The following is a 14,292-nucleotide window of genomic DNA, read 5'->3' on the forward strand; positions in this document are numbered from 1 at the left end:
ATGCTGAAGAGTATTTTTGAAATTTAGGTTTTCCGAAGCCTCGGATCATGAGCAAAAATGCATAGTTTAGGGGAGTGACTTTTCTAGACTGTGCATTTGCACATTAAACTCCACATAACACTTCAAAATACTCTGATATGAATATGAAAGGACTAATTTTATCATTATTTATTCTACATTTTTTAAGCACTGGCTGTACTTCCAAAAAACAGGAGGTCAATGAAGAAGAAGCTCCAAGCCGGAGACCTAATATCATTTATATCTTAGCCGACGACCTTGGCTATGGTGATTTGAGTTGCTACGGGCAGCAAAATTTTTCCACGCTCAATATTGATAAACTGGCGGAAAGAGGAATGAAATTCACCCAGCATTACTCAGGCTCAACGGTGTGTGCGCCATCTAGGTCATCGCTGATGACAGGCTTGCACACGGGGCATACGCCTATTAGAGGAAATAAAGGCTGGAAACCCGAAGGGCAGTGGCCTTTGCCTGCCGAAGCTTTTACGATAGCTGAAATGCTGAAAGAAGCAGGGTATGCAACAGGGGCTTTTGGAAAATGGGGCTTGGGCTTTGTAGATACTGAAGGAGCTCCGCATAACCAAGGTTTCGATGAGTTTTACGGGTATAATTGCCAGAGCCTCGCCCATAATTATTACCCTTTCCACCTGTGGCACAATACAGAGAAGGTCATATTGGAAGGAAATGAGGGTAAGGGAACTGCGGTTTATGCACCCGACCCTACGCACCAACATGCGCTCAAGTTCATGGAAGATAACAAGGATAAGGAGTTTTTTATGTATTACCCAACCGCCATTCCCCATGCCGAGCTGGTCGCTCCTGAAAGCTATATGGAAAAGTACCGTGGGAAATTCTTGCCCGAAAAAGCATATAAAGGTGTAGATGAGGGCGAACGTTACAAAAAAGGCCCTTATGCTTCTCAGGAAGAATCCCATGCCGCTTTTGCTGCGATGGTCAACTACCTCGACGACCAAGTGGGGGAAATTGTAGCTAAGCTCAAAGAGCTTGGGATTGAAGACAACACCATCATCGTGTTTACTTCGGACAATGGGCCACACCTAGAAGGAGGCGCTGATCCCGATTATTTTGACAGTAATGGAATCCTTACTGGGTATAAAAGGGATCTGTATGAAGGGGGAATCCGAGTACCGATGATAGTATGGTGGCCGGAAAAAGTGAAAGCTGGTTCACAAACCGATCACGTTTCAGCATTTTGGGATGTAATGCCTACCGTAGCTGAAATTGTAGGAGTTGAAAAGCCTCAAAACATAGATGGGATTTCCTTTATGCCTACGCTTACTGGTGAGAAAGAGCAAGTGCAACACGAGTATCTGTATTGGGAATTTCACGAAAAAAGAGGAAGGCAAGCATTGCGCCAAGGAGATTGGAAATTGCTTCGATACGATGTAAAAAAATCACCTGGGAAGCCATATGAGCTTTATAATTTGAAGAACGACCCTTCGGAGAAAAATAATTTGGCAGGTGAAAACCCTGAAAAACTCCAAGAGCTTATTGGGCTACTGGAAGGGGCTAGAACCGAATCGGAAGTTTTTTCCTTTAAAGTTACAGATAAATAAAAAGCAAAACCGCTCTCCTCAGTTCGTGGGAAGGGCGGTTTCTATTCAAATTATTCCTTTTTATCTATTCAGCCACTTTTTAAAAGACCCCGAACGCTCTACGCTCACTATCGTATCAAGCTCGTTGGGAGGAGCTGGTAAGAGATTCAATTGCACCCTGCTTTTAGAATAGGCGGTCATTTGCTGGATAGCATCAAAGTTGACTGTGAACTTTCGGTTGATTCGGAAAAATTTATCAGGGTCGAGCACCGTGTCAAGCTTGTTCAGCGTGTAATTGATGATGTACCTGCCATCGCTTTTAGTTACCAAATACACATAGCCATCTTCTCCCATAAAATACGCCACATCATCTACATGGATCGATTTTATACTATCCCTAATGGTTACCATGAACCGCTGCTGGAACTCCGGTTCTTTTTTTTCTGAGATCGTTTTTAAGATATCGCCCAAGTCAACATCTTGAGTTTTCCCCCTCAGTTCTTCAAACTTTTCTATGGCTTTTTCCAGCTCATCTTGGTCCACAGGCTTCAGCAAATAATCGATGCTGTTGTGTTTAAATGCCTTTATTGCATATTGGTCGTACGAGGTGGTGAAAATGATTGGGGTTTTCACCTCTACCGAATCAAAAATTGAAAAACTGTTTCCGTCAGAAAGGTGAATGTCTAGGAAAATGAGCTCAGCTTCCTCGTTGGACTTGAGCCATTCCACAGCCTTTTCCACACTCCCAATTTTCTCTAGCACCTTTATCTCAGGGTTGATTTCCAGCAACATTTCTTCCAAATCGTCGGCTGCTAGTTTCTCGTCTTCTATGATCAATACCTTTAACATATTTCTTTGTATAGGTTTCTAATTACTTGGTAAACTAAATTTCAGTAATTTGTTCAACTTTCGCCTCTTTTTCTTCCTTTTTTAGAGTGCTAGCTTTTTAGTCGTCCTATTGCTGAAGGAGCGCAAATTCCTTGGCAAAATACGTTAGAATGATATCTGCTCCCGCTCTTTTGATGCTCATAAGTGATTCTAACATGGTCTTTTCCCCATCGAGCCAACCTTTTTCAGCTGCCGCTTTTATCATAGCATATTCGCCGCTCACGTTGTAAGCCGAAATGGGCAGCGTCGAATTTTCTTTCAATAATTTAATGATATCGAGGTAAGCCAAGGCAGGTTTTACCATTAGGAAATCTGCCCCTTCATCGGTGTCGAGTTCAGCCTCAATCAGTGCCTCCGTAGCATTTGCCGGATCCATTTGGTAGGTTTTTTTGTCCCCAGCCTTGGGTGCAGAATCGAGCGCGTCGCGGAAAGGTCCATAAAATGCGCTGGCGTACTTGGCCGTGTACGACATGATGGATACATGCTTGAAATTTTCGGCATCCAACCAGCGCCTGATGTACTCAACTCGGCCGTCCATCATATCGGAAGGGCCGATGATATCTGCGCCGGCTTTTGCCTGCTCTAGCGCCATTCTGCCGAGCACTTCCAAGGTCTCATCGTTGAGAATTTCCCCGTCTTTATAAATGCCATCGTGCCCATCGGAACTGTAAGGATCCATGGCGGTATCGGTCATGATACACACGTCTGGCATGGCATCTTTTATTCTTTTAATGGCAGTGAGGTACAGGCCGTCGGGGTTGTAACTTTCCGTGGCGTTCTTATCTTTTTTGCTGTCTGAGATACTTGGGAAAATATCAAAATTATTGATGCCCAGCGACTGGCAAACTTTGATTTCTTCTAACAACAAATCGGTTGAATAACGGTAAATCCCAGGCATGGAAGAAACTTCTTCTTGCACATCTTTCCCTTCTACCAAAAACAGTGGGAAAATCAGATCACTTGTTTTAACATGAGTTTCGGCTACCATCGCCCTGATCGCTGCCGACTTTCTATTTCTTCTTGGTCTTCTTAGCATTGTTACTCTGGTTTCGTCGTTCATTCGTCCAATGAAAGCTAAGGTAAAGAAAAAAGAAGAATAGGGAGGGGTTTCGAAGAGAAATTGAGGGGGAGGAGGGTTGCTGGTTGCTTTTCTAGTACGCGCTTTTAGGGTGAGTTGAAACTATACTTATACTGTTTTATAAGCTTTCGGGATTTAAGTTTATGTTAAAAAATACTTGTAAATGAGCAGCTCTGAAATATTTTTCGAATTTATTATCTTTTGTTGCTTTTTGTGCAAGTTGATTAAATTCATTTCTTTCTTGAGTTTCTTCAAATTCTTTATAGAGATCGTCAATCAATAAATCACCTTGCCAAGGTGTTATTTTATTGTCTCTTAGTTGTGATTCAATATCATTTCTTTTTTCTAAAAGGTCATTCTTTTTGGATTTATAGTTTTTTATTACTCGTTTAATATTGTCAAATTCTTCGTGTGTCATTTTGTTTATTATTTTTTATACAAAGTGTTATTTGGTGTGTTTTATAATGTTCTCTTTTATTTTCAATAATATTCTCTTTTCCTTATACCTTTCATTGAAATTTACATTTTTTTCATTTATAAGAATATCGATAAAACTTGCTGTTATTTCTTTAGGTGGTACTTTTCCTGTTGAAAGCAAAAATATGTCATGATGCAATTCAGTAGCTTTTTTTAAAAAATCCTCCGCTTTTAGGCTATAAATATATTTCCTTGATATGTCAAATTTTGCAGGTGAAATAATTCCAATTTTAATTGAAGAACATTTTGGCGCATTTATATAATCTTCAAGCTTAAATTCATTGTCTAATTTGAACATTGATTGTTTCACTGCTTTTACATGACCATATTTAGAATAAAAGAAAATATAAAAATCGTTTATTATCAACGAATATGGCATTTGTAAAAATGGATTTAGAAAAACCCAGTTTTTTAGGTAGTTGTCAGTTTTTGTAACGTGTAGAATTCCAATGGTTTCCTCATTAATTATGCTGCATTTTTTAGTTATCAATTCTCGTGTCTCCTTAACATTATCACCTAAAGAATTATAAATGATATGTTTAATTCTATTTTCAGATTTTTTATCAATACTGAATGTGCCGAAATTTGCAACTGAGCATCGCCATATTATTGAAAGCCAAAACAATTTAAAAATACAAGTCATTTTTGAGTCTAAACTGGTGCTTTTTATATTGACTTCCAATGCGCTTAATTTATCATAAATATCTATTTTGAAAATAGTTTCTAAATACGAAAGTCTCTTTTCGCAAATAGTACACATCAAGTTATTGATTGTATAATGATTTATATTGTTTTTTCTGTCATCTTCCGTTAGGTCTCTGTCTAATATTTTTTTTACTTTTTCTTCATCAATTTCTCTTCCAAGAAACAAGTCTGTACCTAATGTATCAATACGGTTACTAATAATTTTATCAGAGCGTTTATTTATATTTCCGTCAACAAGCATTGAACGCAGAATGAAATCTGAAATTAAATGAGACCCTTCAAAATCAGCATCATTATTATTACATAACCTACATTTATTCATTGCTTGTTTATTTTTTATGTGTTGGTCAAGCGAGCCTAATAATACAAAATTCTCCAAAAAAATAACAATGTTTTCAAATGGGTTTTACTTATGCGGGAGAGAGGCTTCCACTGTATTGGGGAGGAGTGTTAATCAAGTTAGCCAGAGGCTACAAAAATAGACGCCACTCGGCTGGAGCCGAGCGACATTATAGAGCGTTCTTTTTTAAAACAACCCCTTACAACTCCTTCAAAAAAGCCATGGTATCTACGCCGTCGGCGTAGTCGGTGATGTGGGGAAATTGGGCTTGCCCGAAAACGGTGCTGCCTTCCAGCCAAGCTCCTTCCGATACGATGCACTGGGTTTTTTCTTCAAGCGTAGCCAGCTTTTCTTGTAGTTCTTGTACTGAATCGTAGGTCTCGTAATACAATACCGAAATGGGGGAAACCAAGCTTTCGTTTTCGGTGAGCAAAAGTCCTGCATTGTCTAGGTGTGGAACGCTATTGATGAGGTAAATGGACTTGTTGTAATCGTAATTGTTGGTGTATTTGTGGTTAAAAGTTGCCTCCACTGCCATTTTTTCCAAGGCTTCCATCACTATAGGGAAGTCATAGCCTTTGGGCACGTATAATTTTGAAACATTTCGGCAACCCAAGCCAAAGTAAAGCAACACATCTGAAGCAAGGTTTTTCAAGCTTTCTTTGTTTTCCTCTCCGTTGAGCACCGCAATTGAGGTTCTGTTTTTTCGGATAATGCGGGGATATTTGGCAAAATAAAATTCAAAATGGCGAGCCGTATTGTCGCTTCCCGTCGCTATGATGGCATCAATCTCTTTCAAGTTGTCCACAAAAGCGATTTGCTCGGCAAACGCAGGCTCTATCTCGATCAGCTTTTCCGCCACGAACTTGAGCAAATAGGGGTCTTGGCTGCTCAGCTTGGCACAAAGCTTATGCCCGCTCAATAGCACGCAGATGAAATCGTGCAGGCCTACCATGGGGATATTTCCCGCCATCACCACGCCCACTCTTTTTGGAGCAGTTTCTTCGGGAAGATCATATTCTGTAAGCCATGAAGAAAGTTCGGCTTCATTGAGGTAGGTGCAAAGCCCTTCCAAAGCAGTTTTTACACTTTTCTCAGTAAACCAGCCATTATGAGAGGCGGCACTTAGGCAAACTTCTTCTAGTTCCTCTTCATCGAGGTTGGCAATCTTCTTTCCCAATGCCACAAATGCGGCTATCCTTTGCTTCAAATCCATTTTATGCAAGTATTATGGTCTATTTCTAATCTATAAAAGGAGTGCTGCAAACAGCTATTCCTTTATTTTTTGTAAAATGAACTGCAAATATCGGAATATTCTATTAGCATATCACCTTTAGAAAGAAAAGGGATGGGAAACAAAAAGGAATGTCGTAACTAATTTCTTAGTTCTTAATGGAAAATAATACTACGAATTTAGCGCCTTTGCCCAGCTCACTTTCGCACCATATTTCACCGTTCATGGCTTCTACGTATTTTTTTACGATAGAAAGTCCCAAGCCCGTGGAGGTTTCTCCGCCAGTTGGTTCTGCGCTGAGGCGCTGGAATTTCCCAAACAGTTTTTTCTTATCTTCTGGGCTCAAGCCAGGTCCTTCATCTTTTACTTCTATGCGCAGGCTTTTTGTTGCGGAAGACATTTTTACCCAAATATTGCTGTTGGAAGAGGAGAATTTGACCGCATTGGAAATCAAGTTTTCTACTATTTGCATCAAGTAGCTTCTGTCCAGTTCGGTGCAGCATTCCAAGGTTTCGAGGGATAAGTTTATCCGCTTTGCCTTGGCTTTTTCCCTATAACTTTCCACGGCTTGCCTTAGCACATCTTGCACATCGGTTTGCTCTAGGTGGATGTTGAGGTGGTCTGCTTCAATGGCTTTGAGGTCGAGGATTTTGCCCACCATTTTGTTTATCCGTTCCAGTGATCGGGAGATGAGCCCTAGACTTTGGACTTGGTCTTCATCAAAGTTTTCCGAGTCGGAGCGGAGTAGCTCTGCCATGCTTAGGGCTGAGGAGAGAGGGTTGCGGAGGTCGTGGGCAACAATGCCGATGAGGTGGTTTTTTTCTTCGTTGAGTGCGATTAGTTTCTTGTTATTCTTTTCAATCTCCTCTTTTTGTAGCCCAACCAAATCACGCTGCATGGTGATTTCCTCGTTTTGCCTTTCTAGTTCCTCTTGTTTTTCGCTGAGCTCCTGTGTTCTTTCTGTTACTTTTTCTTCAAGTTCTTTATTTGCTTTGCTTTGCAGTTCCTCGATCTCCATCAGCTTGATTATCAATTCTTTTTGTGCTTGTTCTTTTTGCCCTTTCGTTATCCGCATGCGGTAGCCCAAGCCAAGTGAAAAGACCATGACCTCTAGTACCACACCAACTTGCCCGTAGCCGAGTCCTTCCATAAAAAAGCTTGTAAGGCTGACATATACGCCCACCAAACTGCCAATCCAGAGAAAAGAGGAGCCTATGATTAGGTAATAGGCAAGGCGGTTGCGGGTGCGGGCAAGGTAAATTAGGATGATAAACGCCAAAATGGTAACGCAAACCAGTGAAATTAGCGCGATACTTCCCACAATGTTGATATGGAAAGTGAAGTATAAAATGGAGACTTCAACCAAAACAATTAGCAATAAAACATATTCGCCTATTTTCAGCACTTTGTCCCAAAAAGGAATGAGCTTGGAGGTGTTGAGATAATAACGGATGAACTTGAAATAAAAGATGGGGCTAAGTCCAAAACTCACGGTCCAAGCGTATGCTTCGAACCGTGGAAATTCTCCAAAAAAGTATTCTTTGGAAAAGCCTTTCAGTACGAAAAAGTACAGGGCTACATTGAAAATATAAAGGGAATAATAGAGATACGTTTTGTCTTTAAAGGAAATGAAAACGAAAAAATTGTAGAAAAACATCATGAGCATGAGCCCATAAAAAAGCCCTTCTACCATGTTTCTTCGTTCTATGCGACCATGCCAATTTTCGGTAGGAGTGAGGATGGGTTCTACATAGGGCTGGCGTTTGTTGAAGTTTTCTATTCGCACCCAAACCTTACTTTTTTCGCCATTTTCCAATGAAAAGTGGAAAGCGGTAACTCGCCCAGGTTTCACGCTTCTTTCAGATGCTTTTATATATTGCCCGCCTTTTTGGTGTGTTATCTGTCCATTTTTATCTTCTGTATATACATCTATCTTGTTGTTGAAACCTATGTAAAGCATCATGTTGGCATAGGTACCCGATACGTTTTTTACAGAGAAATTCACCCAATAAACACCGTCTGGGTCGTGGAGTCTGCCATCTTCATAGAAGGGTTGGAAAAGCTCTTTTCCATTGGTGCTTCTTACTTTTTCAAAAGTCATTATTTTGCTTGTGTCTTGGAATACGTGCAGACTTTTGGTAGGCAAATAATAATTCTTTTGGACATCCTTAATTTGAAAAATAGCTTGGGCTACAGAAGGAGTAGGCTGCAACAAGACGAGCAACCAACAGCAAATCCCCCATAAGAGCCACTTATTTTTTATCATTTTGCATCTGTTTCAAAAAAAATACCCTATTTCAGTTTTGGGAGGTTTTAGATCCTTTATAAGATACTGACAATATTTTAGGGTGTAAATCTTAAACTGATTCTATGTTTTTATACACTATTTTCTTTCTTAGAGCTTGTTTGCAGCGATATAGATGTAATTTAAACAAGCTCTTAAATACAGAAGAAGAATGATAGCAAAAATAGTAAGATATATCAAATATGCTTGATTACCATTTGGGGGAAGTACCTGAACTTGATTTTTTTAACATCTTTGCAAAAAAAACACAAATTGAACCATGACTCCCAACCAGTTTGAAGTACTAGCCCGAACGTATTGCGACCACCTTCCCGCCTCTCCAGCCGATGGAGTTTTTTTGGTGGGGCAAACTCCTAGCAACCAAGAGTCTGTTCTCAAAAAAGGTGCTGAACTTGTGAAGAATGGACATGCAAAAAAAATATTATTGCTAGACTGCGGAGCAGTGAGTGGGTATCCTGGAGTAGATGTTTGGTTAGAAGAGCTTAAAGCTTTGGGAATGAGCGATGAGCAGCTAGAGCCTATCCCTCATTCAGATCCGAATATGATCCACACTCGCCTTGAAGCGGGAAGTCTCATGGCACATGCTAAAGCTAAAGAATATCGCTCGATCATTATCTGTTCGCCGTCCTTCCATCAGCCTCGCTCGTTTATGACTGCTATTACCATGGCGCTGGAGGAATATCCAGAGGTGAAAGTTTACAGCCAAGCAGGAGACTATTTGCCTTGGACCGAATCCGCTATCCACTCACAGGGAAAAGCGGCTGGTACTCGGGTAGATATCCTTCATGGGGAACTTGAGCGCATTTATAAATACCAAGGTTTTGGTGATTTAGCTTCTTTTGAAGCGGTGTTGGAATATTTGAATAGGAGAGAGGGATGGCCAAACTAAGAAGCTTAGTTGGTGTACCTTGCTAGTTGCACTTAAATTAATTCTTGGTACTAGTTGCTGGTTTTTCGTTTTACAAAAAAACAGTATGAGGTATTTGTATCTGAGTTTTTAATGCTAAAAAAGGGATTGCGTATTGAGGGCAAGTAGCTAGTATACAGTAACTTTAAACTAAGTTTAGTAAATATCTGAAGTAAATAACTTATCCTACAATGCTCCTAATCTTAGTAAATATCCAAGGCTAACTTCAGTGAAGTCGGCTTGCCCTTGGTTGGCATTTATATGAGCTCCGAGGTAAATGTTATTCCTAGGATTCTTAACTGTGTTTATGGCATAAAACTTCAACCCAAACCGAGTGACAATCCACGTTTTTATCGTTTCCTCAAAGCCGGGGTCGGGCTCATACAGCTCATAATATTTTTTGTAGAAAGGTTTGTAAAGGTTGATTCCTCCTTCGACATCTAGTGAAACCTGTCCGAAAAGGAATTCAGTACCTAAGAAAATATACACATTGGAAGCGCTAGAGCGAGGATTTCCAATGTATTCTTCAGGTTGGTTGTCATTAATATAATCGTAGTAAGATTGATAAAACCGATAGGCTGCACCAGCACTAAGCCTCAGCGAGCTTTTCACTACTTTGCTTCCAGAAGCGACCATGCTGTACACTGCTTTTTTGTCTGTGCCTACAGGACCATCGGCGCCACCTAGTTCGTGCATGCCCAAGCCTGTTCGCAAGGATAGATAGAAGTCTTTGGTTTTTTCCAGCTCAGGCTTTTCGAAGGGTTTGAAATAATGCTCGGAAAGAGGAGAAAGGTAAAATTGGGCAGCAAGGCTTGCAACTGCCGAGTTCATACCGAAGTTGGGGAGCTGTGTGTGCCCATTGGAATGGTGCAAGTAGCTCAGTCCAGCCTTTAGGGAGAAACCGGGGCGAAGGTGGAAAAGGTAATATACTCCGCCTTGGAAAGCCCAGGTAAAACTAGAGCCTATCACAATGTTTTTTAGATTCATTTCGGGGTCGTGATGTTGACTGAAATAGGAGGCTCCCAAGCCAAATTTGAGGTGTAGCGAATTTTTTAGTGATTTGGAAGTCCGAAAAGAGACAAAGGACATCAGGCTTGTTCCCGAACCGAAAACCTCTTTGTTGCCATACACGCTATGAGTGAGCGAAAGCCCAGTGGTGGGGTAGCCATAATAAGCAGCCCATTTGCTTTCGGGGTTATAGTTTATTTTTCCCACACTCAGGACATAGGTTTGTTGGGTGCTTGTTTCGGGAAAGTTGCTGTTGGTAGGCAGAAGTTTTCCCAGCATCAACTCGGGTTGAATAAAAACTGCTGGTTTTGGGTTGTCTTGTCCTACAGTAACTTGTATGGAAATGAAGAACAGAAATAGGTAAATAAATCTCCTCATGGATTGCCCTGATAATTTTGGTGTATGTAGCTTAGAAGCTGTTTTGAAACTAAATTTGAAGTTATGTTTCCAAACAGCTTCTTAGTTTTTTTACAAAAACTAGTTAAATGAAATCGTTCCAGTGTTGAACGTACCGCTGCTTTTACCTACTAATCCATGTTTTCAAACTGGTGTTGCTCCAAGGTGTCGTAACTGACTAGGCTTCCTATAAAATTGTGGAAGGCTGGGCGGATGAACAAGGTTACGCTAATGATCACGATAGAAAGCATGATGGCTACACTGATATTGTTTTTCTTGATTTCTGCTATTTCATCTACACTTGTGGTCGCTTTTATAAATACATAAAAGGTGATGATGAGTAATAAGAAGCAGAATATGAGCGAGATAAAATAGAAAGAAATGAAGTAGCTAAAGGAAATAAACATCATTCGGGGAGTAACTTCCCCGGTTGCAAGTACCATGGTACGTAGGGCGTCTACCGCTGGCATAATACTATTTTCTACCAACAAAAGGGTACAGAAAATAAGCGTTCCTTCAAATACGGATACGGCAATATTGCCTTGCTTCACCATACTGAAAAAATCCACTTTCATGATCAGTTGGTTAATGATTTTGATGGAAAGGTACACCGTGAGTAGCCCGAAGACTAGTGAAAGCATTGTTTCGTAGGAAGAAAAGAGTACGAGATTGGTATCCATATAGTGATTGTTTTTTAGGTTCTTTTGGTATTCATTTCCTAAATATATGCACATCAGGTATTTCTGCAAAAAGGAAAAGAGTTAGTTGGGTAGAAATAAAGCTGGCTGCAAACAAATGTAAACACAACTAAGGGATGAACGAGCAGAAAAGGGAAATCGCATAATGCCGAGGGAGGTGGTTTGTGAAATATGCACCTACCTCAAGCCCAGACCAGCTTTCCAAGTCCCTTTAATGAAATTGTACTTGAGAGTAGAACCCATGGCTAGCCACCAGTATTTGTTCATTTCCACGGCAAAAGAGGGTTGCATGTAACAGTTGATTACGCAACCTTCGCACCCGGGCAGTTTCCCTTCTAGGGCGATGGCTTTTTGTGCTTTTTCGGAATGGAAAAGTTCGTAGAGGTTGTTTTCGATGGGTAGTTCCTCAATGCCCAAGTGGTAGCAAGGTAATACTAATTTATTTTCTGGTGAAATGACAAGGGTGGTGCTTCCTGCCTTGCAAATAGGCTTTTCTATATGGTTTCCCCCATCTTCCCGCAGTTTGATAAAGGCTTGGTTGAGGTACACATTTTTCCGTTTTCCCCATTTTTTCAGTTTCCTGAGTTGGGCAAATGAAAGTCCCGTGCCTGTTTCCACCTCGTTGTATTCGAACACTGGGTTGAGGATGAGTACCAAGTCATTTGGAAGGCAGATATTTTCCCAAACGGGCTGAATTTGATCTATGTTTTCTCCAAAAACGGTGAAGAGGATATCGGGTCGCTCACCAAGAGATTTAGCTTTTCGGATGGATTCGAGCACAAAATCGTAGCAGGCTACGCCCCGCATTTGGTCGTGGTCTTCTTTTTTGGCTGAGTCGAGGGAGAAGTGTAGCATATCAATTTTTCCCCGCAGTTTTTCTGCAAACTTTGGGTAGAGCAGCCCATTGGTGGTGACGGTGGTGAGAAAGCCCAGCTTTTTGGCTATGCCCAGCATTTGGTCAAGCTCTCGGTGGAGTAGGGGCTCACCTCCTGTAAAATCAATAACTTTTACTCCTAGCTTTTTCAGTGCTTTGAGGTTGTTTTCTACCTGCGGAAGCTGCACATAGGGCGAGGGTCGCTCCCAAATATCACAAAACCCACATTTCGCATTGCAGCGGTAGGTAACGTAATAATTGCACAACACAGGGTGGGAAATGAGTCTCATGGTTTAGTGGTAGTCTGGAGCAAAAGTTGTGTTTTTTTATTAGATCTCATCATCCTTTGCCATTTCTCTCACAGCAGAGTCTACAAGTTTTAGCAAAGTAGGGATTCTGTATTCACCGTGCATGTTTTTTACTTTTTCTGCAACCTGATTGGTTTCTATCCCTACAGCCGTTACAAACAAGGGTTTTTCACTTTGTCCCCTGTATATTTCTATCGCTGCTTTACTTCTTTTAAAAGAGTTTTTGGCTACTCCCACAATAGGTGTTTTTTGGTCGAGTGCATCGAACAAATATGAACCTAGTCCCTTATCTTCTTTGCTGGAAAGAAAGCAATAACCATCTATGACAATGAGGGAGGGTAATGTTTCCAGTTCCCCAATAAGCTTGAGCAAGCAAGGAAGTTCCCTTTTGTAAAACTTACCTGATTCATAAGCCTGAGGCTCTTCGTAAATTGTTTTTGCTAAAGATAAAAAGTTAGCATCAGTCCATTTTTCAAAAAGCCCTCCTGCTATGAAAGCTTTTTCCTCCGAATACTGAACATCTAAACAAAGAATCATTTTATAGATTAGAAGTTATATTTCGATTTATTTCTTAGCCTCGTCCAGCTTCTTTTTAGCTTCGGTTATTGCCCTTTTCGCATCCGATTCTTCCTTGGTGTACTTCCACCTGTTATGTGACCATAGCCAGTCCGAAGGAGCTTTTCGGATCATGTCTTCCGTAGCTTTTGCGAATTTCTCTACAATTTCTTGCCCACCTTTTTCATACGGGCCTTCGGCTATTTTTTGAATAAAGATTTCATACTTTCCTCTTTTCAATCTTCTTATTCCAAAAAAGACTACAGGGAAGTTTCCAATCTCCGCTATTTTTTGAGCTCCGGTATAAAACGCAGTTTCCCTACCCAAAAAGTTGATCCAATATTTATCATCGTCTATGCCGGGAGTTTGGTCGGCCACCAAGCCAATCACTTGTGTGTTTTTCCTGTTTTTAATCACATCTCGGAAAGTTAGCTTCATCTCCAGCGGCTGAGCGCCAAACTTGGCTCGCATATCGAAAATGAGCTTATCGAAGGTTTTGTTGGAGAGGGTTTTATAAACAGGTTTGAGAACTTCTCCTTGAAAGAGGGCACTAGTGCCCAGGTTTACCCATTCCCAGTTGGTTTGGTGGCTCAGCACTGCCACTACAGGCTGGTTGTTTTTCAAGTAATCACCCATGGCTTCCTTGTTCACAAGGCTTACCCGCTTCAGGAAATCTTCCCTAGAAATGGTAAAAGACTTTAGAATCTCGACAATGGTGTCGGAAAAATTGCGGTAAAAACCTTTGACTATTTGAGCGACTTCTTCCTCGTTCTTTTCGGGAAAGCACTTGCTTATATTGTCCCAAACTACATCCCTTCTATATTTGATCACCCGATAAGCAATGAAATTAAGAAAATCTGCCAGTAAGTAGAGTACGGGAAAAGGAAGTCGTGAAAGAAGCTTTAATAAAAATACCATGTTGTTGTTGGTTTGGAATAAGCACCA

General features: G+C 40.8%; 13 protein-coding genes. 2 read left to right on the forward strand and 11 right to left on the reverse strand.

All coding sequences use genetic code 11. The features are described from left to right. Nucleotides 1–143 precede the first annotated feature (143 nt). The gene (locus R9C00_04560; GenBank protein WPO36719.1) at nt 144–1,595 is read left to right on the forward strand and encodes an arylsulfatase; all 1,452 of its coding nucleotides are present in this window, start codon (nt 144–146) and stop codon (nt 1,593–1,595) included. Between the two features lie 60 nt (nt 1,596–1,655). On the opposite strand, the gene R9C00_04565 is transcribed toward R9C00_04560, so the two are convergent. The 6 genes from R9C00_04565 to R9C00_04590 all read right to left on the reverse strand — a co-directional run bounded on the left by R9C00_04565 (nt 1,656) and on the right by R9C00_04590 (nt 8,562). Further along, nucleotides 1,656–2,423, reverse strand: coding sequence for a LytTR family DNA-binding domain-containing protein (locus R9C00_04565; GenBank protein ID WPO36720.1), 768 nt, complete (start codon nt 2,421–2,423; stop codon nt 1,656–1,658). A gap of 106 nt (nt 2,424–2,529) precedes the next feature. Then, nucleotides 2,530–3,498 (reverse strand): porphobilinogen synthase, encoded by a 969-nt coding sequence (gene hemB, locus R9C00_04570; GenBank protein WPO38762.1) that lies wholly within the window; start codon nt 3,496–3,498, stop codon nt 2,530–2,532. Between the two features lie 160 nt (nt 3,499–3,658). After that, the gene (locus tag R9C00_04575) at nt 3,659–3,958 is read right to left on the reverse strand and encodes a hypothetical protein (protein ID WPO36721.1); all 300 of its coding nucleotides are present in this window, start codon (nt 3,956–3,958) and stop codon (nt 3,659–3,661) included. 27 nt (nt 3,959–3,985) lie between these two features. Further along, a complete protein-coding gene (locus R9C00_04580) occupies nt 3,986–5,101 on the reverse strand; it encodes a hypothetical protein (GenBank protein ID WPO36722.1) in 1,116 nt (371 codons plus the stop codon). 160 nt (nt 5,102–5,261) lie between these two features. After that, the gene (locus R9C00_04585) at nt 5,262–6,278 is read right to left on the reverse strand and encodes an acyl-CoA reductase (protein WPO36723.1); all 1,017 of its coding nucleotides are present in this window, start codon (nt 6,276–6,278) and stop codon (nt 5,262–5,264) included. A 166-nt stretch (nt 6,279–6,444) separates the two neighbouring features. Then, nucleotides 6,445–8,562, reverse strand: coding sequence for a sensor histidine kinase (locus R9C00_04590; GenBank protein WPO36724.1), 2,118 nt, complete (start codon nt 8,560–8,562; stop codon nt 6,445–6,447). A 298-nt stretch (nt 8,563–8,860) separates the two neighbouring features. Here R9C00_04590 and R9C00_04595 point away from each other — a divergent pair, with 298 nt between their 5' ends. Beyond that, nucleotides 8,861–9,490 (forward strand): YdcF family protein, encoded by a 630-nt coding sequence (locus R9C00_04595; GenBank protein WPO36725.1) that lies wholly within the window; start codon nt 8,861–8,863, stop codon nt 9,488–9,490. 204 nt (nt 9,491–9,694) lie between these two features. Here R9C00_04595 and R9C00_04600 read toward each other — a convergent pair whose 3' ends face one another. The 5 genes from R9C00_04600 to R9C00_04620 all read right to left on the reverse strand — a co-directional run bounded on the left by R9C00_04600 (nt 9,695) and on the right by R9C00_04620 (nt 14,265). Then, nucleotides 9,695–10,894 (reverse strand): acyloxyacyl hydrolase, encoded by a 1,200-nt coding sequence (locus tag R9C00_04600; protein ID WPO36726.1) that lies wholly within the window; start codon nt 10,892–10,894, stop codon nt 9,695–9,697. A gap of 149 nt (nt 10,895–11,043) precedes the next feature. Next, a complete protein-coding gene (locus tag R9C00_04605; protein WPO36727.1) occupies nt 11,044–11,592 on the reverse strand; it encodes a DUF350 domain-containing protein in 549 nt (182 codons plus the stop codon). Between the two features lie 195 nt (nt 11,593–11,787). Next, nucleotides 11,788–12,774, reverse strand: a complete 987-nt coding sequence (locus R9C00_04610; protein WPO36728.1) for a radical SAM protein — start codon at nt 12,772–12,774, stop codon at nt 11,788–11,790. A gap of 39 nt (nt 12,775–12,813) precedes the next feature. Further along, nucleotides 12,814–13,329, reverse strand: a complete 516-nt coding sequence (locus R9C00_04615) for an endonuclease V (GenBank protein WPO36729.1) — start codon at nt 13,327–13,329, stop codon at nt 12,814–12,816. A 27-nt stretch (nt 13,330–13,356) separates the two neighbouring features. Beyond that, the gene (locus R9C00_04620; GenBank protein WPO36730.1) at nt 13,357–14,265 is read right to left on the reverse strand and encodes a lysophospholipid acyltransferase family protein; all 909 of its coding nucleotides are present in this window, start codon (nt 14,263–14,265) and stop codon (nt 13,357–13,359) included. Nucleotides 14,266–14,292 lie beyond the last annotated feature (27 nt).

The organism is Flammeovirgaceae bacterium SG7u.111 (genome assembly GCA_034044135.1).
In the GTDB taxonomy this organism is placed as follows: Bacteria; Bacteroidota; Bacteroidia; order Cytophagales; family Flammeovirgaceae.

Coding starts and splice junctions, on each gene's coding strand:
- R9C00_04560 (WPO36719.1), top strand. CDS start 144: ATGAAAGGACTAATTTTATCATTATTTATTCTACATTTTTTAAGCACT.
- R9C00_04565 (WPO36720.1), bottom strand. CDS start 2,423: ATGTTAAAGGTATTGATCATAGAAGACGAGAAACTAGCAGCCGACGAT.
- hemB (WPO38762.1), bottom strand. CDS start 3,498: ATGCTAAGAAGACCAAGAAGAAATAGAAAGTCGGCAGCGATCAGGGCG.
- R9C00_04575 (WPO36721.1), bottom strand. CDS start 3,958: ATGACACACGAAGAATTTGACAATATTAAACGAGTAATAAAAAACTAT.
- R9C00_04585 (WPO36723.1), bottom strand. CDS start 6,278: ATGGATTTGAAGCAAAGGATAGCCGCATTTGTGGCATTGGGAAAGAAG.
- R9C00_04590 (WPO36724.1), bottom strand. CDS start 8,562: ATGATAAAAAATAAGTGGCTCTTATGGGGGATTTGCTGTTGGTTGCTC.
- R9C00_04595 (WPO36725.1), top strand. CDS start 8,861: ATGACTCCCAACCAGTTTGAAGTACTAGCCCGAACGTATTGCGACCAC.
- R9C00_04600 (WPO36726.1), bottom strand. CDS start 10,894: ATGAGGAGATTTATTTACCTATTTCTGTTCTTCATTTCCATACAAGTT.
- R9C00_04605 (WPO36727.1), bottom strand. CDS start 11,592: ATGGATACCAATCTCGTACTCTTTTCTTCCTACGAAACAATGCTTTCA.
- R9C00_04610 (WPO36728.1), bottom strand. CDS start 12,774: ATGAGACTCATTTCCCACCCTGTGTTGTGCAATTATTACGTTACCTAC.
- R9C00_04615 (WPO36729.1), bottom strand. CDS start 13,329: ATGATTCTTTGTTTAGATGTTCAGTATTCGGAGGAAAAAGCTTTCATA.
- R9C00_04620 (WPO36730.1), bottom strand. CDS start 14,265: ATGGTATTTTTATTAAAGCTTCTTTCACGACTTCCTTTTCCCGTACTC.